The 21,693-nt window shown below is 61.6% G+C and carries 19 protein-coding genes and 1 pseudogene; 19 read left to right on the top strand and 1 reads right to left on the bottom strand.

What is annotated here, in order from left to right; translation table 11 throughout:
• The 10 genes and pseudogenes from ASE04_RS21265 to ASE04_RS21225 all read left to right on the top strand — a co-directional run bounded on the left by ASE04_RS21265 (position 1) and on the right by ASE04_RS21225 (position 8,479).
• Entirely contained in the window at positions 1-960 is a 960-nt protein-coding gene (locus tag ASE04_RS21265; protein WP_056821632.1) for an ABC transporter permease, read from the top strand.
• On the top strand, positions 960-1,967 hold the full coding sequence (locus ASE04_RS21260; protein ID WP_056821630.1) for an ABC transporter ATP-binding protein: 1,008 nt from the start codon (positions 960-962) through the stop codon (positions 1,965-1,967). Before ASE04_RS21265 ends, ASE04_RS21260 begins: the two co-directional genes overlap by 1 nt.
• Positions 1,967-2,959 carry an ABC transporter ATP-binding protein gene (locus ASE04_RS21255; RefSeq protein ID WP_056821627.1) on the top strand — a complete coding sequence of 331 codons (993 nt, stop codon included), beginning with the start codon at positions 1,967-1,969 and terminating at the stop codon, positions 2,957-2,959. Before ASE04_RS21260 ends, ASE04_RS21255 begins: the two co-directional genes overlap by 1 nt.
• Complete coding sequence (locus ASE04_RS21250) at positions 2,956-4,017, top strand: four-carbon acid sugar kinase family protein (protein WP_056821626.1); 1,062 nt, start codon at positions 2,956-2,958, stop codon at positions 4,015-4,017. Before ASE04_RS21255 ends, ASE04_RS21250 begins: the two co-directional genes overlap by 4 nt.
• 18 nt (positions 4,018-4,035) lie before the next feature.
• Positions 4,036-4,806: a FadR/GntR family transcriptional regulator gene (locus tag ASE04_RS21245; RefSeq protein ID WP_056821624.1), complete on the top strand. Its 771-nt coding sequence runs from the start codon at positions 4,036-4,038 to the stop codon at positions 4,804-4,806.
• 78 nt (positions 4,807-4,884) lie between these two features.
• Positions 4,885-5,021, top strand: a pseudogene (locus tag ASE04_RS30810) (sulfocyanin-like copper-binding protein); the annotation flags it as partial.
• A 323-nt stretch (positions 5,022-5,344) separates the two neighbouring features.
• Entirely contained in the window at positions 5,345-6,151 is an 807-nt protein-coding gene (locus tag ASE04_RS21240; RefSeq protein WP_244490468.1) for a helix-turn-helix domain-containing protein, read from the top strand.
• Positions 6,152-6,242: 91 nt separating this feature from the next.
• Positions 6,243-7,142, top strand: coding sequence for a helix-turn-helix domain-containing protein (locus ASE04_RS21235; RefSeq protein WP_056821621.1), 900 nt, complete (start codon positions 6,243-6,245; stop codon positions 7,140-7,142).
• Positions 7,143-7,295: 153 nt separating this feature from the next.
• The gene (locus tag ASE04_RS21230) at positions 7,296-7,730 is read left to right on the top strand and encodes a DoxX family protein (protein WP_082597424.1); all 435 of its coding nucleotides are present in this window, start codon (positions 7,296-7,298) and stop codon (positions 7,728-7,730) included.
• A gap of 68 nt (positions 7,731-7,798) precedes the next feature.
• Positions 7,799-8,479 carry a YoaK family protein gene (locus ASE04_RS21225; protein WP_056821619.1) on the top strand — a complete coding sequence of 227 codons (681 nt, stop codon included), beginning with the start codon at positions 7,799-7,801 and terminating at the stop codon, positions 8,477-8,479.
• A gap of 2 nt (positions 8,480-8,481) precedes the next feature.
• Here ASE04_RS21225 and ASE04_RS21220 read toward each other — a convergent pair whose 3' ends face one another.
• On the bottom strand, positions 8,482-9,315 hold the full coding sequence (locus ASE04_RS21220) for a helix-turn-helix domain-containing protein (protein ID WP_244490467.1): 834 nt from the start codon (positions 9,313-9,315) through the stop codon (positions 8,482-8,484).
• A gap of 330 nt (positions 9,316-9,645) precedes the next feature.
• On the opposite strand from ASE04_RS21220, the gene ASE04_RS21215 reads away from it, so the two are divergent.
• From ASE04_RS21215 to ASE04_RS21175, 9 genes are all read left to right on the top strand, one after another.
• Positions 9,646-10,248, top strand: a complete 603-nt coding sequence (locus ASE04_RS21215; protein WP_056822637.1) for an ANTAR domain-containing response regulator — start codon at positions 9,646-9,648, stop codon at positions 10,246-10,248.
• On the top strand, positions 10,245-11,456 hold the full coding sequence (locus ASE04_RS21210; protein ID WP_056821617.1) for a CmpA/NrtA family ABC transporter substrate-binding protein: 1,212 nt from the start codon (positions 10,245-10,247) through the stop codon (positions 11,454-11,456). Before ASE04_RS21215 ends, ASE04_RS21210 begins: the two co-directional genes overlap by 4 nt.
• A gap of 318 nt (positions 11,457-11,774) precedes the next feature.
• The gene (locus ASE04_RS21205; protein ID WP_056821615.1) at positions 11,775-13,037 is read left to right on the top strand and encodes an MFS transporter; all 1,263 of its coding nucleotides are present in this window, start codon (positions 11,775-11,777) and stop codon (positions 13,035-13,037) included.
• 18 nt (positions 13,038-13,055) lie between these two features.
• A complete protein-coding gene (gene nirB / locus ASE04_RS21200; RefSeq protein ID WP_056821614.1) occupies positions 13,056-15,506 on the top strand; it encodes a nitrite reductase large subunit NirB in 2,451 nt (816 codons plus the stop codon).
• A 4-nt stretch (positions 15,507-15,510) separates the two neighbouring features.
• Positions 15,511-15,846 (top strand): nitrite reductase small subunit NirD, encoded by a 336-nt coding sequence (gene nirD, locus ASE04_RS21195; protein ID WP_016554895.1) that lies wholly within the window; start codon positions 15,511-15,513, stop codon positions 15,844-15,846.
• On the top strand, positions 15,846-18,503 hold the full coding sequence (locus ASE04_RS21190; protein ID WP_056821612.1) for a nitrate reductase: 2,658 nt from the start codon (positions 15,846-15,848) through the stop codon (positions 18,501-18,503). Before nirD ends, ASE04_RS21190 begins: the two co-directional genes overlap by 1 nt.
• Positions 18,475-19,956, top strand: coding sequence for a siroheme synthase CysG (gene cysG, locus ASE04_RS21185; protein WP_056821610.1), 1,482 nt, complete (start codon positions 18,475-18,477; stop codon positions 19,954-19,956). The genes ASE04_RS21190 and cysG overlap by 29 nt, the downstream gene beginning before the upstream one ends.
• Positions 19,957-20,097: 141 nt before the next feature.
• Entirely contained in the window at positions 20,098-20,616 is a 519-nt protein-coding gene (locus ASE04_RS21180; protein ID WP_056821608.1) for a Dps family protein, read from the top strand.
• Between the two features lie 193 nt (positions 20,617-20,809).
• Complete coding sequence (locus ASE04_RS21175; protein ID WP_156408856.1) at positions 20,810-21,688, top strand: glyoxalase; 879 nt, start codon at positions 20,810-20,812, stop codon at positions 21,686-21,688.
• The last annotated feature ends 5 nt before the right edge of the window (positions 21,689-21,693 follow it).

Genomic DNA, 21,693 nt, shown 5'->3' with positions numbered 1-21,693 from the left:
ATGTCCGCCATCCCTCTCTCTCCCGTCGGCTCTCAGGAAGAGGCACCCGTTAGCTTGTGGCGCGACGCCTGGTATCGTCTGAAGCGCAACAAGCTTGCGGTCTTCGGTCTCGCAGTCGTGCTCATTCTGGCCTTCGCCGCGATCTTCGGCCCTTATCTGACGCCCTATGACTATCTGAGCCAGGACCTGCAGGCCCGCAACGCCGTCCCGTCGCTGACGCATCTCTTCGGCACCGATGATCTCGGCCGCGATGTCTTCAGCCGCGTCGTGTTCGGCACCCGCACGGCTTTCCTGGTGGCAGTCGTCGTCACCGTCATCGCGGTCTTCATCGGAACCTTGCTCGGCGCCATTGCCGGCTTCTTCGGTAACCCGTTCGATCGCGTCATCATGTGGCTGACCGACATGACCATGTCTGTCCCGAACTTGCTTCTCGTCGTCGTCATCAACGCATCGCTGAAGGCGCCGATCGCCAAGTGGATGGAAGCGCAGTATCTGGCGACCCTCAATCCCTTCTACCGCCAGACCGTATGGGTGGACTTCATGCTGGTCTTCGGCTCGATGGCGTTGATCTCCTGGCCGCCCTATGCGCGCCTCGTTCGCGCCCAGGTCCTGTCGATCCGCAGCCGTCCCTATATCACCGCCGCACAGGCCCTCGGTCTGTCGAACTGGATCATCATGAAGCGCTACGTTGTTCCGAACGCACTTGGTCCGCTGATCGTCTCGGTCAGCGCCGGTCTCGGCACGGCTATGGTGCTTGAAAGCGCCTTCAGCTTCCTTGGCGTCGGCGTCAATCCGCCAACGCCCAGCTGGGGCAACATGATCTCCGACGGCCTGCGTGTCTGGCAGCACTATCCGCACCTGCTGGCCGCTCCGGCCGCCGTCCTCGGCCTTGCCTCGGTCGCCTTCAGCTTCCTCGGCGATGGCCTCAACGACGCACTCAATCCGCGGGGCAGCAAGTGATGAACACGACCAAATCCAATGAACGACTGCTCGACGTTCGCGGCCTGACGGTCGAAATCGATGGGCGCAATGGACCTGCCGTTGTCGTCGATGGGATCGACCTCTACGTCAACAAGGGCGAGACGCTCGGTGTCGTCGGTGAATCCGGCTGCGGCAAGAGCTTGACGATGTTGAGCCTGATGCGGTTGCTGCCGAACAAGATCAAGGTCACGAAAGGCACCGCGAGCTTCGACGGCAACGATCTGCAGAAGATGTCGAACAGGGAACTGCGCAAGGTGCGCGGTGGCGATATCGGCTTCGTCTTCCAGGATCCGATGACATCGCTGAACCCCGTCATGCGCATCGGCGACCAGATCTGCGAGCCGCTGATCTATCACCGCGGCATGAAGAAGGCCGAGGCGCGCACGCGCGCCGTCGAACTGCTGCGCCTCGTCGGCATTCCCGGCCCGGAAGAACGGCTGCAAGCCTACCCACACGAACTCTCCGGCGGCATGCGCCAGCGCGTGATGATCGCGATCGGCTTGGCCTGCAATCCGAAGCTCCTGATCGCCGACGAACCGACCACGGCGCTCGACGTCACCATCCAGGCACAGATCGTCGATCTGGTGAAGGATCTGCGTGCCAAGCTTGGCATGTCCGTCGTCTGGATCACGCACGACCTAGCGCTGATCGCCGGTCTCGTCGATCGCGTCGCGGTACTTTATGCCGGAACCGTGGTCGAGGATGCGCCGGTAGACGAACTCTACGCTCGCCCGAGCCATCCCTACACGCGCGGTCTTCTTGCCTCCATTCCCAAGCTCTCCGATGCACCGGCAAGCCGGCTCTCTTCGATTGGCGGCACGCCACCGGAACCCGGTCGCCGACCAAAGGGCTGCCCGTTTGCGCCACGCTGTCCGTTGGCCGAGCCGGTGTGTCACGAGCGCGTGCCAAAGCTCGAGCCGATTGCCGGCGCCGGAAATCATCGGGCCGCCTGTTTTGTTGTCCAGAAAATGCAGGAGGCTGCGTGATGGGTGCACAACCGCTTCTCAAGGTGGAAAACCTGGTCAAGCACTTCCACGTCAGGCTCGGCGCCTTCGGCGAGCGTCAGGCGACGGTTTATGCGCTCGACAACGTCAACCTCGATATCATGGAAGGCGAGACGCTCTCCCTCGTCGGTGAATCCGGCTGCGGCAAGTCGACAACCGGCTTCACAATCCTGAACCTCTACAAAGCGACATCGGGCAAGGTCGTCTACAAGGGCCAGGATCTGGCGACGCTGGATGAAAAGCAGATGCGGCCGTTCCGTCGTGATCTGCAGATCGTTTTCCAGGATCCGTACTCGACGCTCAATCCACGCATGACGATCGGCGAGGCGGTCGGCGAACCGATCCTCTTCCACAAGCTCTGCACCAAGGCCGAGTTGAAGGACCGTGTCGCGGCGTTGCTCACCGACGTCGGCCTGCCGACGCGCTTCGCGCAGCGTTATCCGCACGAGCTTTCCGGCGGCCAGCGGCAGCGCGTGGTCATTGCCCGGGCGCTGGCCTGTCAGCCGAAGTTCATCGTCTGTGACGAGGCGATCTCAGCGCTCGACGTTTCCATTCAGGCGCAGATCATCAACCTGCTGCTCGACCTGCAGGAAAAATACGGATTAACCTATCTCTTCATTGCCCACGACCTCGCCGTCGTGCGCCATATCAGTACGCGCGTGGGCGTCATGTATCTCGGCCGGCTTGCTGAGCTTGCGACCCGCGAGGAACTGTTCGACAATCCGCTGCATCCCTACACCAGGGCGCTGCTGTCGGCCGTTCCCGAAACCGATCCGGAGCTGGAGCGCACGCGCAAGCGCCAAATCCTTCAAGGCGATGTGCCCAGCCCGCTCAATCCGCCTGCGGGCTGCCGCTTCCATACGCGTTGTCCGATCGCGATGGACGTCTGCAGCAAGGTCATCCCGGAATGGAAAGAGGCCAAGCCCGGCCACCTCGTCGCATGCCATGCGGTCGACACGGGAACAAACGCATGACGCTTCAGGTCGCGGTCATCGCTGACGATCTGACCGGTGCGCTCGACACGGGAACACCGTTCGTCGACGCCGGATTGTCCGTGGCTGTCGCGATCGAGGTCGATGCAATTGCCGACGCGCTTGCGAGCGGTTGCGATGTTGTTGTCGTCAACACGGCCTCGAGGGCTCTCCCGGAGGAGGAAGCGGCAAGGAGGGTCAGCGCTGCGGCGAAGGCCTTTCTTGCCGCCTCGCCTCGCATCGTGCTGAAAAAGATAGATTCTCGCCTCAAAGGCAATGTGGCGGCCGAAAGCGTGGCGCTGGCCTCCATTTTCGGCCATGAAGCGATCGTGGTGGCGCCAGCCATTCCGGATCAGGAGCGCTTGACCCGTAACGGTTGCGTGGTCGGTCGCGGCGTTGATGCGCCTTTGCCGATCGCCGATCTCTTTGATGGGCATGATCGGCCGGTTCGTGTGCGTGACGCTGAAACCGATCTCGATCTCGATGGCGTGGTGAGCGAGTTTGACTGGACCAGAAATCTTGCCGTCGGCGCCCGTGGGATAGGTCTTGCGCTTGCACGCAAGATTGGTGGGCCTGATCGGGTGGGAAAAGCGATTGCGGCGTCTTCCCGTACGGTGTTTGCCTTCGGCTCTCGCGATCCCATCACGGCAGCGCAGATGGCGAAGCTTGAGGCTTCAGGCGCCTTGGCCGTCTCGGTCGATGCACCCATGGGCACGCTGCCGTTGGACATCCGGCCCGACCTGCCGGCTCTTCTCCGTTGCACGGGGGAGATGACGGCTGAGGCGACTGATGTTGCCGAGCGGTTCGCGAAAGGCGTAAAATCAGTCGTGGAAGCTGCGCGCCCCGAAATGTTGATGGTTGGCGGTGGCGATACCGCCCTGGCGGTATTTCGCGAATTGGGGATTCGTGTCCTCAGGCCGAAGGGCGAGGTCGAGGCGGGGATACCGTGGTTCGATGTGACGACGGCCGATGGTCTTGGTCTTCGCTGCGCAGTGAAGTCCGGGGGCTTCGGGAATTCTGATAGTTTGCTAAAACTGATTGCGCAGAATCAGGCGGCATAGACAATGCCGGCGGGGAGAATGAAGGTGGACGAAGCAAGCGGTGTATCGGCGAAAGCCCAGTCGGCCCCGGCAGCCAAGCCGGAGCGCGGCAAGGCCGTGAAACTGGTCGATCGGGTATTTGATCAGTTGCAGGAGCGCATCCGCTCTGGAAACTATCCACCGGATTCGCGTCTTCCCGGCGAGCACGAGCTTGCGTCGATGCTCGGTGTATCGCGTCCGATCGTGCGCGATGCGCTGGCGCGTTTGCGTGATCAGGGTATCGTCTATGCCCGCCAGGGAGCAGGTACCTTTGTCAGCGCTCACGGTTCGCCGACGACGCAGCTCTCCTATTCCCCGGTCAAGACCATCGCGGATATCCAGCGCTGCTACGAGTTTCGTCTGACGATCGAGCCGGCAGCCGCCTATTTCGCTGCGAAGCGTCGCGACGAGGCCGCGATCCAGAAGATTGCCGCCGCACTCGCCGATCTTCGCGAGGCGACCAGCCATCAGCTTCACCGCACCGATGCCGACTTCATGTTTCATCGCGCCGTGACGGAGGCTGCCAACAACCATTACTATACGGCCTCGATCGATGCCCTGAAGGCTCACATAGCGGTCGGCATGCATCTGCACGGACTATCGCTGCTCGGTCCGCGCCAGGGCCTCGAAGAGGTCTACGAAGAGCACAACAAGATCTATCGCGCGATCGCCGAGGGACATGCCGACGAGGCGCGCGCCTTGATGAAGGCACACCTTGAGGGCTCGCAGGGGCGCCTTTTCGAGGGCAGGGCTCTCGACCTGTCGTTCTGAGCCAGGTGCGATCGGTCAACTTGTTGAGCTGCTTGCATGTTGCGCGAGTGGCCCGAGCGTCTTCGGCGTCGTTCAGTTTTATCCGATCTGAAACCGGGGCGGGTGGCCAGTTGAAGGCAAAGCTTGCTCCGGGGTCATATCTCCTGCTCTGCCATATCAAGGGCCACTACGAGGCCGGGATGCAGGCTCGCCTGACCGTAACGGTGACGATATGACGACGGTACGGCACTGACCCGCACATCGGCAATCTGGCGCCTTGCGCGGGATCGCGTTTTAATCGGCCGGCCGCAGAGGGCCTTTCGCTTTGCTTCTGCATACCCGACCCGCAGCAAACTTCAGTGGTGACCTCCGTTGCCTGATCTTGCCGGTTGTACTATTTTACCCCCTGTATGGCGTTGACCCCGACGCGGGTTCGGGCGCTGTTGGGAAGGGTGCCTTGAGTTTACTTGGTGAGGATTTTGATTGTGTTGGGCTCTACTTCGGAACACCCGAAGCGCCATGCCTGACCACAATTCCGATAAGGTCCGCATCATTCTCCGTGACGAAAATCAGGAGAGAGCTTGGCGGCCAGGAAGCGGTTGACGTTGAGTTGCCCGCCTCGGATGCCTATTTTCTGATGCTGTATCTGGATGACGCCTGGCATTCCGATATGAGGTCGGATGGTTCGCGCGCGCCCGTGCGTCTCTACGAGAAGGGATCGATCTGTCTGGTTGATCTTCGCAATCCAACCGCCATCACTTTGCACAGCAATCTGCACGCTCTGGCTTTTGTCTTGCCGCGCTCGCTCTTCGACGAAGTCGCTGACATTTCGACATCGACGAAGTTGCATCGGCTGCGCTGCAGGCGAGGGGAGCCGGACTCGGTTCTCGGCAATCTTGCGGTGGCGCTGTTGCCGCTGTTCGAAAATGCGACCATGTCGCCCCCGGCGCTGCTGCAGCACCTGGCGGCGGCCGTCTGCGCTCACCTTCTCCACGACTACAGCGACGAGACACTGAGAAACGGTGTTGCCGACAGTTCTCTCTCCGTGGGGCAGGAAAAGGCTGCCAAGGAGTTCATGCTTGATAATCTCGGCAAGGAGCTTTCCGTGCCGACGATCGCCGCGGCCGTCGGGCTTTCGGTTAATCATTTCTCGCAGGAATTTCGAAGGGCGACCGGCTTTACTCCGCACCAGTGGCTGACGCGGATGCGGATCGATCGCGCCAAGGAACTGCTTCAACAGCGCGCCATGCCTTTGCGAGCGATATCCGACGATTGCGGGTTTAGCGACCAGAGCCATTTTACCAAGGTTTTCTCTCGCCAAACCGGCGTGACGCCCGCGACGTGGCGCTCAGCCTGGCTGAACTGATCCGTCAAGCGTACTATCTTCAAAAATCGGGTGCCTTTTTACCAAGGGGCCGTTATAGTGATGGCTGATTGGGGATCGTTCGGAAGCGCGCGTGTTTAAAGAGACAACAAAGGCTGCCCGGAAGAACGTCGCACAATGCGCGACTCTGAACGTCGCGGCGATGACGATCACGCGGTTCAACGGCGAAGGGAGCGAGCCGTCCTCCTTGCCGGTCGTGAACCGTGCGGAAGTGTTCGATGTCATCATGCATCTCAAGGACGTCAAAAGCCTTCGGTTGCGGCATGGCGAGAGCCTCGTGCACGACGGCGCCTGGGCGCGGGGCGAGTTGATAATCGCCGATCGCAGGGAGCAATGGCGGTTGGAGCATTTGTCGGCTTTCGATTGCCTGCAGTTTTCCATTCAGATGTCGGCGATTCGGGATTTCGCGGCTGGTGTCGGTCGTCCGCAGTTCACCGATCTCGAGTGCAAATTGAGAACGCGGGACGAGGTGATTCTGGGCTTGGCGCAAGCGCTCATCCCGGCGCTGGAACAGCCCAGGCTTTCCAGCCCGCTTTTTCTCGAACAGATCAGCCTCGCCATTCTGACCCATCTCGGCCAGGCCTACGGCGGCGTGCATATTCCGATCCGCAGGAAGGGTGCCCTTGCCCCCTGGCAGGAAAAGCGCGCGACGGAATTCCTCTCGGCACATCTTGGCGCACAACTCTCCGTCACAGAGCTTGCGCAGGCATGCAATCTGTCGAGAAGCTATTTCATCAAGGCGTTCAAGGAGACGTTCGGCAGGACGCCTTATCGATGGCTGACCGAGTATCGCGTTGCTCAGGCAAAGGACCTGTTGATCTCGGGGGCCTCGATCGCAGAGGTCGCCAATATCTGCGGCTTTTCGGATCAGAGCCATCTGACACGCGTTTTTTCCGAGATTGCCGGCGAGCCGCCCGGCAACTGGCGCCGCTATAACCGCATCGACACACGCTCCGGGAACGCGCCTCCATAAAATTCCCGTGCGCTGCGGCGTGTCACGACGATCGAAATGTTAAATCCACGCTCCTAACCGACAAGAGCCGGAACAGCACTTTCCTCATAATCCGCCGCAAGGGGCGGTTCGTTCGGGATCGCACCAAGACCCGGCCCTTCCTATGAGGTGAATATGCAAGACGTTTCATACGGCGCTTCCGAGCGTTCTGCCTCGCGCCGCCTGAAGCTGGTTCCCTTCCTTGGCTTGCTGCTGCTGTGCTCGGCCTATATCCAGGGGCCGATCGTGAAAATTACCGATTTTCCTGCCGCCATCGCCGAAATGAACCATTTCGGCTTGTCGCCCGCGCCCTTGATGGCGGTTGGCGTGATCCTCTTTGAACTGGTTGCCTCGGCGCTCGTCATATCCGGTTTTCTACGCTGGGCCGCGGCAAGCGCCCTGGTAATCTTCACGCTGCTTGCGACGTTCATCGCTCTCCGATTCTGGGAACTGCCTGTCGGGATGGAGCGTGCGATGGCGATGAATGGGTTCTTCGAGCATCTTGGGCTTGCTGGCGCGTTCCTGCTGGTCGCGTGGCACGATCTTCTCAAAAAGCCCGCCCGCTCGTAAGCGTTGATGTGGCAATCGCTGGCGATCCTCGCCACCATCTATCCGGCACCTGCCAGGAGCAATACACCATGAAAAATATCCCGCTGCCGATCGTCCTTAGCTTCAATGGCGGCTATGTCGACACCGCCGGCTTTCTCGCGTTGCAGGGGCTGTTCACAGCGCATGTGACGGGTAACTTCGTGACCCTCGGGGCGACCGTTGCAACAGGCAATGCGGGCGCCCTGCCGAAGCTGCTCGCTTTGCCGTTCTTCTGCCTGATCGTCTTGCTGATCCGTATTGTCGGGGTGTGCCTTCATCGGCGCCAGCTTCCGGTCCTGAGGCCGCTCCTGGCGATCAAGCTGGTATTGCTCATTGCCGCCGGTGCGTTTGCTGTTCACCACGGACCGTTCACCGATCCGAACGGTGTTGCCACGCTCCTGATGGGGCTGATGCTGATTGCCGCGATGGCGACGCAAAATGCCTTGCATCGCGTCCATCTTACCAAGTCGCCACCGTCAACGCTGATGACCGGAACGACGACGCAGATCATGATCGACCTTGGCGAAATGATCGCCGGCGTGCATGGCGAGAACACTGCCGCCGCCCGCGCTCGCGTGCTGCGTATGAGCATCAGCGTCGCAGCCTTCGCGCTCGGTTGCGGTCTTGCCGCCGCGGCCTACATCGTCTCGCCGAGCTGGTGTTTCGTCCTTCCCCCGTTGCTGGCAGCCTTCGCCTTTGTCGCGCAGGTCGCAACGCCGGAAGGTGATTGAGATCAGCTCTGCTTGGAACGCCGCCAGGCGCCGGGGGCCGCGCCCGTCGCCTTCGCGAATGTCCGCGTAAAATGCGAGAGGTCGCCGAGGCCCGCGGTCGCGGCGATCGTCGAAAGCGGCAGCTTGGAGCCCTGCAGCAACGAGCATGCGAGCTCGATTCTCTGGCGGGTCAGCCATCCGTGCGGCGTGAGGCCGGTCGTCTCGCGAAAGGCGCGGATAAAGGCGACGCGGGAAAGGCCGCAGGCTTCGGCGAGCTCGTCGAGCGCAACGACGCCGTTCACGCGGCTTGCGAGCAGCTCCTTCGATCGGTTCTCCTCGAGCGTCGACAATCGTCGGCGCATCCCCGTGTCATGCGCGCACCGTGCCTTGCCGTAGACGTGTATCACATGCACTCCAATTGCAGCGGCCAACTGGTCGACCACAAGCGAGTTGGACGAGTTCTTGCTATCGGCGACCGAGAAGATGGCATTCAGCATGCCCCCCAGCATCGCATCGCGGTGGGCGGTCTCGCCACAGAGCTCCGAAATCGCGGGCAGATCGGCTCCGCCGGCCATTTCCTCGAGCCCGGCACCGGAAATCTCCATGAGCGCGAAACCGAACTGGCCGTCGAGATCGGCCTTGTAGTCGTCAGCGAAGTTGCGGACGTAGATCGAACTTTCCTCGAAGTCGTGGAGACTCGATCGGTTCGAGGAGTGAAAGATTCGCCGCCTGTGTCGTCCCTTGAGCGACAGGCCGATCAGAAAGCCTCGATCGCTGGCTTCCGTCGCCACTTGACCGAAGTACGGGTCCGCTGACCTCTTGCGGTGGAATGAAATATTGCCGCTGACGAATCGCATATCGTCATCAAGTTTCGCCAACTGGCAGCCAAATCCGTCCACCTTGGCCTGTGCGGGGAAGGCAGGGCTGCCTGTCGCGGATACAGTTTTTGTCGATGCTGGGAGCCGATTTTGCATTGCAACAATTGCTCATATGCGCAGGTGATTGTCAAAGTCCTCACCGGATTGTGACCGCTGCCCAATACATGCCCTTCCGATCGGCGAACGAGCGCTTTGCATGGCCGCCGCAAGATATCGCTTGATTTCGGTGCTGCTATCCCGCATGTGCGAAATCGAGCCGAGCCGCTGTCCACAGGGCTCACGTCGTTCGCAACCACTGGCGCTGCTCTCATGAAGCCAAGCAGTCTCAATGTCCTGGTCATCGACGAGAACCGCATTCGTGCGTCGATCATCGAGGAAGGGCTGCGCGAAGCGGGCTACGACAAGGTGACGATCGTCGAGGATATGTTCGGTCTCGCCAGGCGCATTGCCGATATCAACCCTGATGTCATCGTCATCGACCTTGAAAATCCAAACCGTGACATGCTCGAGAGCTTCTTTCAGTTGTCCCGAGCCGTGCGGCGCCCGATCGCCATGTTCGTCGACAAGTCCGACGAAGCCTCGATCGAAGCGGCAGTGGACGCCGGCGTGTCTGCCTATATCGTCGACGGTCTGAAGCAGGAGCGGGTTCGGCCGATCCTCAAGATGGCGATAAGCCGGTTCAACGCGTTTTCGCGACTGACGCGGGAACTGGAAGAGACGCGCGGCGAACTGGAGAACAGAAAGCTCATCGATCGTGCCAAAGGCATGCTGATGCGGACGCGCGGTATCTCTGAGGCGGAAGCCTATGCGCTCCTCAGGCGCACGGCCATGAACCAGAACAGAAAGATTGTTGAGATCGCTCAAAGCCTGATCACTGCGGCGAGCCTGCTCGATCCAGGGGGCGATGCATGACGAAGAGCCACGAGATCACCGCGGGCTTCGTGCCGCTGCTCGACAGCGCGCTTCTGGTTGTGGCGAAGGAAAAGGGTTTTGCCGAAAGCCAGGACATCAACCTGACGCTGGCGCGTGAGCGTTCCTGGGCTTCGATCCGCGACAGGTTGGCGGTCGGCCATTTCGAAGTCGCCCATATCCTGGCGCCGATGCCGATCGCCTGCAATCTCGGCCTTACTGCACCGGCGCAGGAGATGGTCGTGCCGATGGCGCTCGGGCTCGGGGGCAACGCGGTTACTGTTTCGCAGGCTCTCTGGCAAATGATGGCGGCATGTGGCGCCAAAGACGACCTCGACGCGCGGACGAACGGCGCCGCCTTGCGGCAAGTTATTGTCGGCAAAGGTCCAAAGCTTCGCTTCGGCGTCGTCCACCCTTACTCCGGACATAACTATGAGCTGCGATACTGGCTTTCGGCCAGCGGCATCGATCCCGATCATGATATCGAGATACTCGTTCTGCCGCCGCCTGATATGGGCGATGCCCTTCGTGCAGGGCTGATCGATGGTTACTGCGCTGGCGAGCCCTGGAACACGTTCGGTGTCCTTGAACGTGATGCGCATCTGGTGACGGTGAAAGCTTCGATCTGGCGGTCGAGCCCTGAAAAGGTCCTCGGGGTGAACAGAAAATGGAGCGAGAGGCATCCCGAAGCGCTGTCCGCTCTGCTGCGCGCGCTTTATCTTGCGTCTCTATGGTGCGGCGATCGCTCCAACCATGACGAACTGGTCGAAATGCTGTCCCGCTCGACATACATAAATCGCCCGACCGACTGGCTGCGACCGGCGCTCAGCGGTGTACTTCACATCGGCGAGGGGGCAACGGCGGAGATCAAGGACTTCTTTGTTCCGAATGCAAAGGCCGCGACCTTCCCGTGGCGGAGCCACGCTCTCTGGTTCTATACCCAAATGGTTCGGTGGGGACATATCGAGCACACACGGGATCACCAGCAGATTGCTGGCAGCACCTACCGTCCGGATCTCTATCGCGAGGCCCTGAAATCGCTGAATGTCGCGCTGCCATCGGCGAATTCCAAGGTGGAAGGCGCTTTGCGCAGCGAGACGCCCGTTGGTTCCACGGGTGCGCTGACACTTGGACCGGACGGCTTCTTCGACGGCAGTCTTTTCGATCCTGATCAGGTGGATGCTTATATCGCGGGTCAAAAGCGGCGCTAGTGCGCGTGCTCATTTCTTGCGCATTGCACAAATTTTGGATGAAATTCTGCATTTCATCGAGTGGTCGCCGTTCCGCAGCCGCCGCATAATTTTGAAAAACATCATAAAAACAATCACTTAATAAAACTGGCACGGCCCTTGCTTTGTAAATAGCGGGCCACGAGGCCACGAATTCGGCGTCCAACGAAGGGCGCCCCCCAGCAAAGCCGCTGATCAGGTAACCCGCGCACTATCGTGCATGCGTGCCCTGACCAGCGGCTTTTTGTTTTTAACCCCCAGCGATGGATCGGCACGACCTTGTCGGGCCCCGGAGAAGCCATGTCTGTTATCAGGAACACGCAGTCCATGTCCGCCGGCGAACCAGCCAAAGCATTGTGGATGTCCACGATTGCCTTCACCCTCTGTTTCGCCGTCTGGACGATCTTTGCGATCATCGGCATCCGCATCAAACAGGATCTCGGCCTGAACGAGGCCGAGTTCGGATTGCTGATCGGCACGCCCGTTCTGACCGGTTCGCTTGTCCGTATCGTCCTTGGCATCTGGACCGGCCGGTATGGCGGTCGCCTAGTCTACACGCTCACCATGCTGGCCGCTGCCTTGGCGACCTTCCTGCTCTCCTATGCCCAGACCTACACGCAGATGCTGATCGCCGGCCTCGGCGTTGGCCTTGCCGGCGGTTCCTTCGCGGTCGGCGTCGCCTATGTCTCGCCGTTCTTCCCGGCGCAAAAGCAGGGAACGGCGCTTGGCATCTTCGGCGCCGGCAACGTCGGTGCCGCAGTGACCAAGTTTGCGGCGCCCTTCGTGCTCATCGCCTGGGGCTGGCAGGCTGTTGCCCAGATTTGGGCTGTCGGCCTGGCGCTGATGGCGATCGTCTTCTGGTTCACCACGACGGATGATCCGGCCTTCCGCCTTCGTCGCGAGGGCAAGATCGCCTCCAAGAGCCTCGCACAGGAATTCGCGCCGCTGAAGAACATCCAGGTCTGGCGTTTCTCGCTCTACTATTTCTTCGCTTTCGGCGGCTTTGTTGCCCTGTCTCTGTGGCTGCCCCGCTATCTGGTCGGTGTCTACGGTTTCAATCTGGCAACTGCCGGCATGGTCGCTGCCGCTTATTCCATTCCCGGCAGCATCTTCCGCGCCTTCGGTGGCGTTGTCTCCGACAAGAAGGGCGCCCGCAGCGTAATGTATGTGATGTTGGCAGTCGCCGCTGTCGCAACGCTTATCCTGTCGCTTCCGGCGGCCGGCACAAGCTCAGCAGTCGGCATCACGCCTATGGTCTTCATCGTCGTCATCTTCGCCCTCGGCTTCGTCATGAGCCTCGGCAAGGCTGCCGTCTATAAGCACATCCCCGCTTACTACCCTGAAAACGTCGGCGCGGTCGGCGGTATCGTCGGCATGATGGGCGGCCTTGGCGGCTTCATCCTGCCGATCGCCTTCGGCCTGCTCAAGGATATGACCGGTCTCTGGTCGAGCTGTTTCATGCTGCTCTTTGTGATCGTCGTCATCTCGCTGGTTTGGATGCACCTGTCCGTCAAGCGGCTCGACCGCCAGGGCCTCTCCGCACAAGCCGTCGCCGCCACCTGATCTGAGGAACTTGAAACCATGACTGAGAAGCTTGTCATCATCGGCAACGGCATGGCGCCCGGGCGTATGCTCGAGCACCTATTCGAAAAAGCGCCGGACCAATATCAGGTCACGATCTTCAACGCCGAGCCGCGCGTCAACTACGACCGCATCATGCTCTCGCCTGTTCTGTCCGGCGAGAAGGACTACGAAGAGATCATCATCCACGGCGATGGATGGTACATCAAGCACGGCATCACCCTCTACAAGGGCCACAAGATCGTCAAGATCGACCGTGCGGCCAAGACCGTCACCTCGGACCACGGTGTCACGGAAAGCTACGACAAGCTGGTGATCGCCACCGGCTCCGTGCCTTTCATCATCCCCGTGCCCGGCAAGGATTTGCCCGGCGTCATCACCTACCGCGACCTCGATGACGTGCAGGCGATGCTGCTTGCCGCCCAGTCACGCGAGAAGGCGATCGTCATCGGCGGCGGCCTGCTCGGTCTCGAAGCGGCTGCCGGCCTTGCCTCTCGCGGCATGGACGTCACTGTCCTGCATGTCATGCCGACATTGATGGAGCGCCAGCTCGATCCAGCTGCCGGCTACCTGCTTCAAAAGGCCGTGGAAGAACGCGGCATCAAGGTGATCACCAAGGCCAACACCAAGGCTATCATCGGCAACGGCAAGGTCGAGGGCATCGAACTCGACGATGGCCGCATCATTCCGGCAACCCTGATCGTGATGGCGGTCGGCATCCGCCCGAGCGTCGGGCTCGCCAAGGACGCCGGCATTGCCGTCAACCGCGGCATCGTCGTCGATGACGGGATGCAGACCTCTGATGGCAGCATCATGGCGCTCGGCGAGTGCGCCGAAGTCGGCGGCATGGTCTACGGCCTTGTCGCGCCGCTCTACGAGATGGCCCGCGTCGCCGCATCGCATCTGTCGGGCGACCGTTCCGCCGCCTTCGTGCATTCGGACACGCCGACCAAGCTCAAGGTCACAGGCATCGAGCTCTTCTCGCTCGGCGACTTCGCCGATGGCGACGACCGCGAGGAAATCGTGCTGCGCGACGCCTCGGCCGGCGTCTACAAGCGCCTCGTGCTGAAGGACAACAGGATCATCGGCACCGTGCTCTACGGCGAAACCGCCGATGGTGCCTGGTTCAACGATCTGAAGAAGAAACAGACCGACATCAAGGAGATGCGCGAAACGCTGATCTTTGGTCAGGCCTACCAGGGAGGGTCGCCGCTGGACCCTATGGCGGCCGTTGCAGCCTTGCCGGATGACGCGGAAATCTGTGGCTGCAACGGCGTATGCAAGGGCAAGATCACCTCGACGATCACATCCAAGGGTTTGACGTCGCTGGACGACGTGCGTGCTCACACCAAGGCGTCCGCGTCCTGCGGCTCTTGTACCGGCCTCGTTGAAAAGCTGATGACGCTGACGCTCGGCGACAGCTACAATCCCGCCGCCGTCACGCCGATGTGCACCTGCACCGAGCTCGGCCACGACGAGGTGCGCCGGCTGATCAAGGCCAAGGGTCTGAAGACGATCCCCGCCGTGATGCAGGAACTCGAGTGGAAGACGTCGTGCGGTTGCGCCAAGTGTCGGCCGGCTCTCAACTATTACCTCGTCTGCGACTGGCCGGACGAATATGCCGACGACTACCAGTCGCGCTACATCAACGAACGCGTCCATGCGAACATCCAGAAGGACGGCACTTATTCGGTGGTTCCCCGCATGTGGGGCGGCGTGACGAACTCCAACGAATTGCGCGCCATCGCCGATGTCGTCGACAAGTTCGAAATCCCGATGGTGAAGGTAACGGGCGGTCAGCGCATCGACCTGCTCGGCATCGAGAAGGAAGATCTTCCGGCAGTCTGGGCCGATCTCGGCAAGGCCGGTTTCGTCTCTGGACAGGCCTACGCAAAGGGGCTGCGCACCGTGAAGACCTGCGTCGGCTCCGATTGGTGCCGCTTCGGAACGCAGGATTCCACCGGCCTCGGCATCCGCATCGAGAAATTCATGTGGGGCTCCTGGACGCCGGCCAAGCTGAAGCTCGCCGTCTCCGGCTGCCCGCGCAACTGCGCCGAAGCGACCTGCAAGGACATCGGCGTCATCTGCGTGGATTCCGGCTTCGAGATCCATTTCGCGGGTGCTGCCGGTCTCGACATCAAGGGCACGGAGGTTCTCGGCCTCGTCAGGACCGAGGACGAGGCGCTGGAGCACATCGTTGCGCTGACGCAGATGTACCGCGAGCAGGCCCGCTATCTCGAGCGCATCTACAAGTGGGCGAAGCGCGTCGGCCTCGAGGAAATCCGCCGCCAGATTATGGGCGATGCCGACAAGCGCAAGGCCTACTACGACCGTTTCGTCTTCTCCCAGAAGTTTGCCCAGGTCGATCCCTGGTCGGAGCGCGTCTCCGGCAAGGACAAGCATGAGTTCAAGCCGATGGCGACGATCGGCTTTCCCCAGGCAGCGGAGTGAATAGATGGACATGAACTGGATCTCGATCGGCGACATCTCCGACATTCCGCTACGCGGCGCCCGCTGCGTGAAGACCCCCCAGGGCAAGGTCGCCGTCTTTCGCACCGCGGAAAACGAGGTCTTCGCCATCGAGGACCACTGCCCGCATAAGGGCGGTCCGCTCTCGCAGGGTATCGTCCATGCGAAGGCGGTCACCTGCCCGCTGCACAACTGGGTGATCTCGCTCGAAACCGGCAAGGCGCTCGGCGCCGACGAAGGTGAGGTCAGGACCATTGCGGTGCGCAACGAAAACGGTGCTCTCTACATCGCCCTCGAAAGCCTGATGATGGCGGCTGAATGATGGAGAAAGAGGTCAAGACAACCTGTCCCTATTGCGGTGTCGGCTGCGGCGTCATCGCCAAGGTCGCAGAGGACGGCAAGGTTTCCGTCAAGGGCGACCCGGACCACCCCTCGAACTTCGGGCGGCTCTGCTCGAAGGGCTCGGCGCTCGGCGAGACCGTCGATCTCGACGGGCGCATCCTGTATCCGGAAGTTTCCGGGGAGCGGGTCGAATGGGAACAGGCGCTTGACCTCATCGCACAACGCTTTTCGGATGCCATCAACGAGCATGGCCCCGATTCCGTTGCCTTCTACGTCTCCGGTCAGCTACTGACCGAAGACTACTACCTCGCCAACAAGCTGATGAAGGGTTTCATCGGTTCTGCCAATATCGACACGAACTCCCGCCTCTGCATGTCGTCCTCCGTCGCCGGTCACCGCCGCGCCTTCGGATCGGACACTGTGCCGGGCACCTATGAAGACATCGAGCTTGCCGATCTGGTGATCCTCACCGGCTCGAACCTCGCGTGGTGCCATCCCGTGATCTATCAGCGGCTGGCGGCTGCCAAAGCAGCCCGCCCCGGCATGAAGGTTGTCGTCATCGACCCGCGACGCACGATGACATCTGACATCGCCGACCTGCACCTGGCCATCCGTCCGGACAGCGATGTTGCGCTTTTCGTCGGTCTCTTCGAACACCTCATCGCAAGCAACGCCGTCGACCAGAACTACGTTGCCGAGCATACCAACGGCTTTGCCGAGGCCTTCACGGCGGCATCAGGTGTCTCCTTCAACGAGGTGCTAGAACTGACCGGCCTGCCGGCCATGCAGCTTCGCGAATTCTACCGTCTGTTCGCTGCCACCGAGAAGGTGGTCACCTGCTACAGCCAGGGCGTCAATCAATCCTCGTCGGGCACCGACAAGGTCAACGCCATCATCAACTGTCATCTCGCCACCGGTCGGATCGGCCGGCCGGGCATGGGGCCTTTCTCGCTCACCGGCCAGCCGAATGCGATGGGTGGGCGTGAAGTCGGCGGACTTGCGAACATGTTGGCCGCCCACATGGCGATCGAAAATGCTGAGGATCGCGACCGCGTCCAGCGCTTCTGGGCCGCGCCGACCATTGCTGAAAAGCCGGGCCTGAAGGCCGTCGATATGTTCAGGGCGGTCGCCGACGGGCGGATCAAGGCGCTCTGGATCATGGCGACGAACCCGGTGGTTTCGATGCCGGACGCCGACGCCGTCGAGGCCGCTATCAAGGCCTGTCCCTTCGTCGTCGTCTCCGACGTCCTTGAAAACACCGATACGGCACGGCACGCTCACGTCCTGCTGCCTTCTCTCGGCTGGGGCGAAAAGAGCGGCACGGTCACCAATTCGGAACGCCGAATCTCCAGGCAGCGCTCCTTCCTCGATGCTCCAGGAGAAGCCCGGGCCGACTGGTGGCAGTTGGCCGAAGTGGCGCGTCGCATGGGCTTTTCCGAAGCCTTCGACTTCGGCTCCAATGCCGAGATCTTCGATGAGCACGCCGCCCTTTCTGCCTTCGAGAACAATGGCAATCGCGACTTCGATATCGGCGCGTATGTCGGCATCGGCGGTCGATCCTATGACGAACTAGCACCTTTCCAGTGGCCGCAGCCTGTTGGCCACGAAGCCGATGTGAGCCGCTTCTTCGCCAAGGGCGGCTTCTACCATGCCGACGGCAAAGCACGTTTCATCGCGGTCAAGCCGGTCGCCTCCGATCGCACCAATGCCGACTATCCCTTCACGCTGAACACCGGCCGCATCCGCGACCAGTGGCACACGATGACGCGCACTGGCAAAAGTGCGCGGCTCTCCTCGCATATCGCCGAACCTTTCGCCGAACTCCATCCCCGCGACGCGATCGAGATCGGCGTCGGCAATGCCGCCCTCGTCGAGATCGAAAGCCCGCACGGCAAAGCAGTGGTTCGCGCCCTGATCACGGAGCGTCAGGCTCGTGGCAGCATTTTCGTGCCGATGCACTGGAACGATCAGTTCGCCGCGAAGGCCCGCATCGATGCCGTCGTTGCGCCGTTGACCGATCCGATCTCCGGCCAACCCGCTTCAAAGAATGTCGCCGTCGCGGCGCGTCGCTTCAAGGCAGCCCGCTATGGCTTTGCCGTTTCCGCAGCCAAGCCTGACCACCTCGATGCCGCCTATTGGGCGCTGGCAAAGGCTGAAGGCGGCTGGCGTGTGGAACTCGCCTTCGACCAACCGATCGAGGACTGGTGCGCCTGGTGCCGGAGCACCTTCGCTATCCCCGAAAATGTCGAGCCTCTCGGCTATGCCGACCAGCAATCCGGCGACCTGAGGCTCGCCTTCTTCGACGGCAAGCGATTGCGCGCGGCGCTGTTCCTGGCCCGCGAACCTGTGGCGGTTGCCCGCAACTGGGCGATCTCCCAGCTCACCGCCGAACATACCAATCTGCGCAAGCGCTTCGCGCTCGTCGCCGGTCGCCCCGGCGCTGACAAGCCCGATCCCGGCGCCACCGTCTGCTCCTGCTTCGGCGTTGGCGTCAACCAGATCGTCGCCGCCGTGCGCGGCGGCTGCCACAGCGTCGAAGCTGTCGGCAAGGAACTGAATGCCGGAACCAACTGCGGCTCCTGCCGCGCCGAGATCAGGGGGATCATCGATGGATGTCTTGCCGCAGCCGCGGAATGAAGCACCGGCTCGCATGGAGCCACTTGCCAAGCTGCCGGTGTTCTGGGCGCTTGAATCCAAGCGTGTGATCGTCGCCGGCGGGTCCGATGCCGCCGCCTGGAAGGCCGAGCTTCTCGCTGCCTGCGGCGCGGAAGTCCATGTCTATGCCGACGCGCTTTCCGACACCTTCGAGAAGCTGATCCTGCGCGGCGCTGAGCACCCTCAGGGCGGTTTCATCCACCACAGCCAAGCATGGGATGAAACGATCTTCGCCGGCGCGGCCATCGCCATCGCCGACTGTGAGGAAAACGGGGAGGCGAAAGCCTTCTTCGACGCCGCCCGCAGTGCCGGCGTGCCTGTCAACGTCATCGACAAGCCTGCCTTCTGCCAGTTCCAGTTCGGCTCCATCGTCAACCGTTCTCCCGTCGTCGTCTCGATCTCGACGGATGGTGCCGCTCCGATCCTCGCCCAGGCAATCCGCCGGCGGATCGAAACCTTGCTGCCGCAGGCGCTCAAAGGCTGGGCGGGACTGGCGCAGTCGCTGCGAGACCGGATCAACGAACGGCTGGCGCCCGGCCCCTTGCGCCGCGCCTTCTGGGAGACATTCGTCGATCGCGCCTTTTCAAGTTCGGATACGCCGGAGGAGAGCGTCGGCGGGCTGCTTCTCGAGCAAGCCGAAAGGCTTCGGGAAGCGCCCGCCCACTCTTCACGAGGTCGCGTGACGCTGGTCGGCGCCGGACCCGGCGATGCGGAATTGCTGACGTTGAAGGCTGTCCGTGCGTTGCAGGCGGCCGATGTGATCCTCTTCGACGACCTGGTTTCATCCGAGGTGCTGGAGCTCGCACGGCGGGAAGCCAAGCGCATGCTGGTTGGGAAACGTGGCGGCCGCACGAGCTGCCGCCAGGAAGAAATCAACGACATGATGGTGAACCTCGCCAAGGCGGGTAAACACGTCGTGCGCCTGAAGTCCGGCGACCCGATGATCTTCGGTCGTGCCGGCGAGGAGATCGCCCACCTTGATCGAGAGAACATTCCTGTCGATGTCATCCCCGGCATCACCGCCGCAAGCGCCATGGCCTCACGTCTCGGGATCTCGCTGACGCATCGCGATCACGCGCAATCCGTCCGCTTCGTCACCGGCCATTCGCGGCACGGCGGCTTGCCTGCCGACATCGATTGGCGGTCCGTGGCAGACAACCGTGCCACCAACGTCTTCTACATGGCGGGACGCACGGCGCATCTCATCGCAGACAGGCTGATCGAGGCCGGACTTGCTCCCACGACGCCGGCAGTCATCGTCAGCGAAGTCAGCCGATCCAGCGAACGGCGGTGGGCCGGTGAACTCAGCGACCTTGCTACCGGCATAGGTGAGATCGGGTACGATGCGCCGGTGCTGATCGCTGTTGGACATGCACTTGCGGCCGCGCTCGCTGTGGATCGCTCGATCCGATCGGATCTACTCGGTGCTGCCTGACGATCCGCTGCTTCGATGGCCAACCTGAACCTAAGTATGGCCCATCCTGAACCCGCGGCTGATTTCGGCGTCTGCGAAGCGCTTCTATTCTCCTTGGTATCAACCGGCCAGAAAGTTGGTCAGCACCCAGGAGAAGCCAGAATGGATACTCGCCCGGCAATCAGACAGCGCAAAGCTGCGCTCGCAACCCCGACGGATCTTGGCGCGGACGCGACCCGCGACATTGCGGCCGCCCTGACCGCTCTGCTGGCGGACGTGTTTGCACTTTATCTGAAGACGAAGAACTTTCACTGGCATGCTTCCGGCCGGCATTTTCGCGACTATCACCTGCTGCTCGACGAGCAAGGCGCGCAGATTTTTGCGATGACCGACGACATCGCCGAGCGAGCCCGCAAGATCGGCGGAACGACGCTGCGCTCGATCGGCCACATCGCCCGCCAGCAGCGCATCCTCGACAACGACGCCGATTTCGTCACGCCTGACGACATGCTGGCCGAACTGCGGGACGACAACAAGCAACTGGTTTCCATCCTGCGCCAGCTGCACGAATTGACATCGTCCTATGGCGATCACGCCACCACCAGTGTGCTCGAGACCTGGATCGACGAGACCGAAAGACGCCTCTGGTTCCTTTTCGAAACCACACGGCGAGATCTTTGATCGGCCATCGCGCTATCTGCGGTGCCGAAACGATCCCAATGTTCAAGGCACAGGACTAAGCGGCAAGAACGCGGTCGTCACCCTCGACATGATCGCCGCGTTCATGCGTCGGGCGAACGAAATGATCCTGGCGTCACGGATCGAAATCGACGCCAGGGGATTTTTCCCCGCTGCCATGCAAAGGGACCGTACCATGCAATGTAGAGCCATCATCCTCGCCGGCGTACTCGCCTTTTCGGCTGGGCAGGCGTTCGCCGCGGCGCAGATCGGCGTGGCCCCGCAATACGACACGACGCACGTCTATGTCGCGCCCGACAAGGTGGATGCTTTTGCCAGCAGCTTTCTCGCGACCTTCGGCGGCGCCAGCACGAAACAGGTGGTCGCAACCGTGACGCCAACGGCGAGCAGCACGAGCTCGCAGCTGCTCCAAACGCCTGTTGGTACCGTCTCTCTTTTCGGGTTCAAGACGCCGATCCCCGCGCCCTTTGGCGCGGAGCGGACCGGTTATCTGGTCAACGATCTCGATCTGGCCGTTGCGGCGGCGAAGAAAGCGGGAGCGAATGTCCTCGTCTCGCCGTTCCCTGATCCAATCGGACGCGATGCCGTTATTCAATGGCCGGGCGGCGTCAATATGCAGCTCTACTGGCATACCGCGAAGCCGAACTATCCAGCCTTCGAGAGCGTGCCCGAGAACCGGGTTTACGTTTCGCCCGATGCCGTATCGGCCTTCGTAGGAGACTTCATTCGGTTCTCGGGTGGCAAGGTCGTGTCCGATGAGAAAACGGCAGCCGGTGTCGAGGTCGGTCGTCCCGCCGACAACTACCGCCGCGTCAGGATCGAATCCGTTTTCGGCAAGATGACCGTGCTTGTCACCGATGGCCACCTCCCTTTCCCATATGGCCATGAAACAACCGGCTACGAGGTGAAGGACATTTCGACGGCGCTCGACAAGGCGGTTCAGACCGGCGCGGCTGTCCTTGTGCCCACTTATGTTTCCGATGGTCGCCGTGCCGCGATCGTCGAGTTTCCCGGCGGTTACGTCGCCGAGATTCATGCGCGCGCCGAGCCCTGAAAGTT

The sequence above is a fragment of the Rhizobium sp. Root708 genome (genome assembly GCF_001429725.1).
GTDB lineage: Bacteria > Pseudomonadota > Alphaproteobacteria > Rhizobiales > Rhizobiaceae > Rhizobium.
This window is presented reverse-complemented; position numbering and strand designations above follow the sequence as displayed.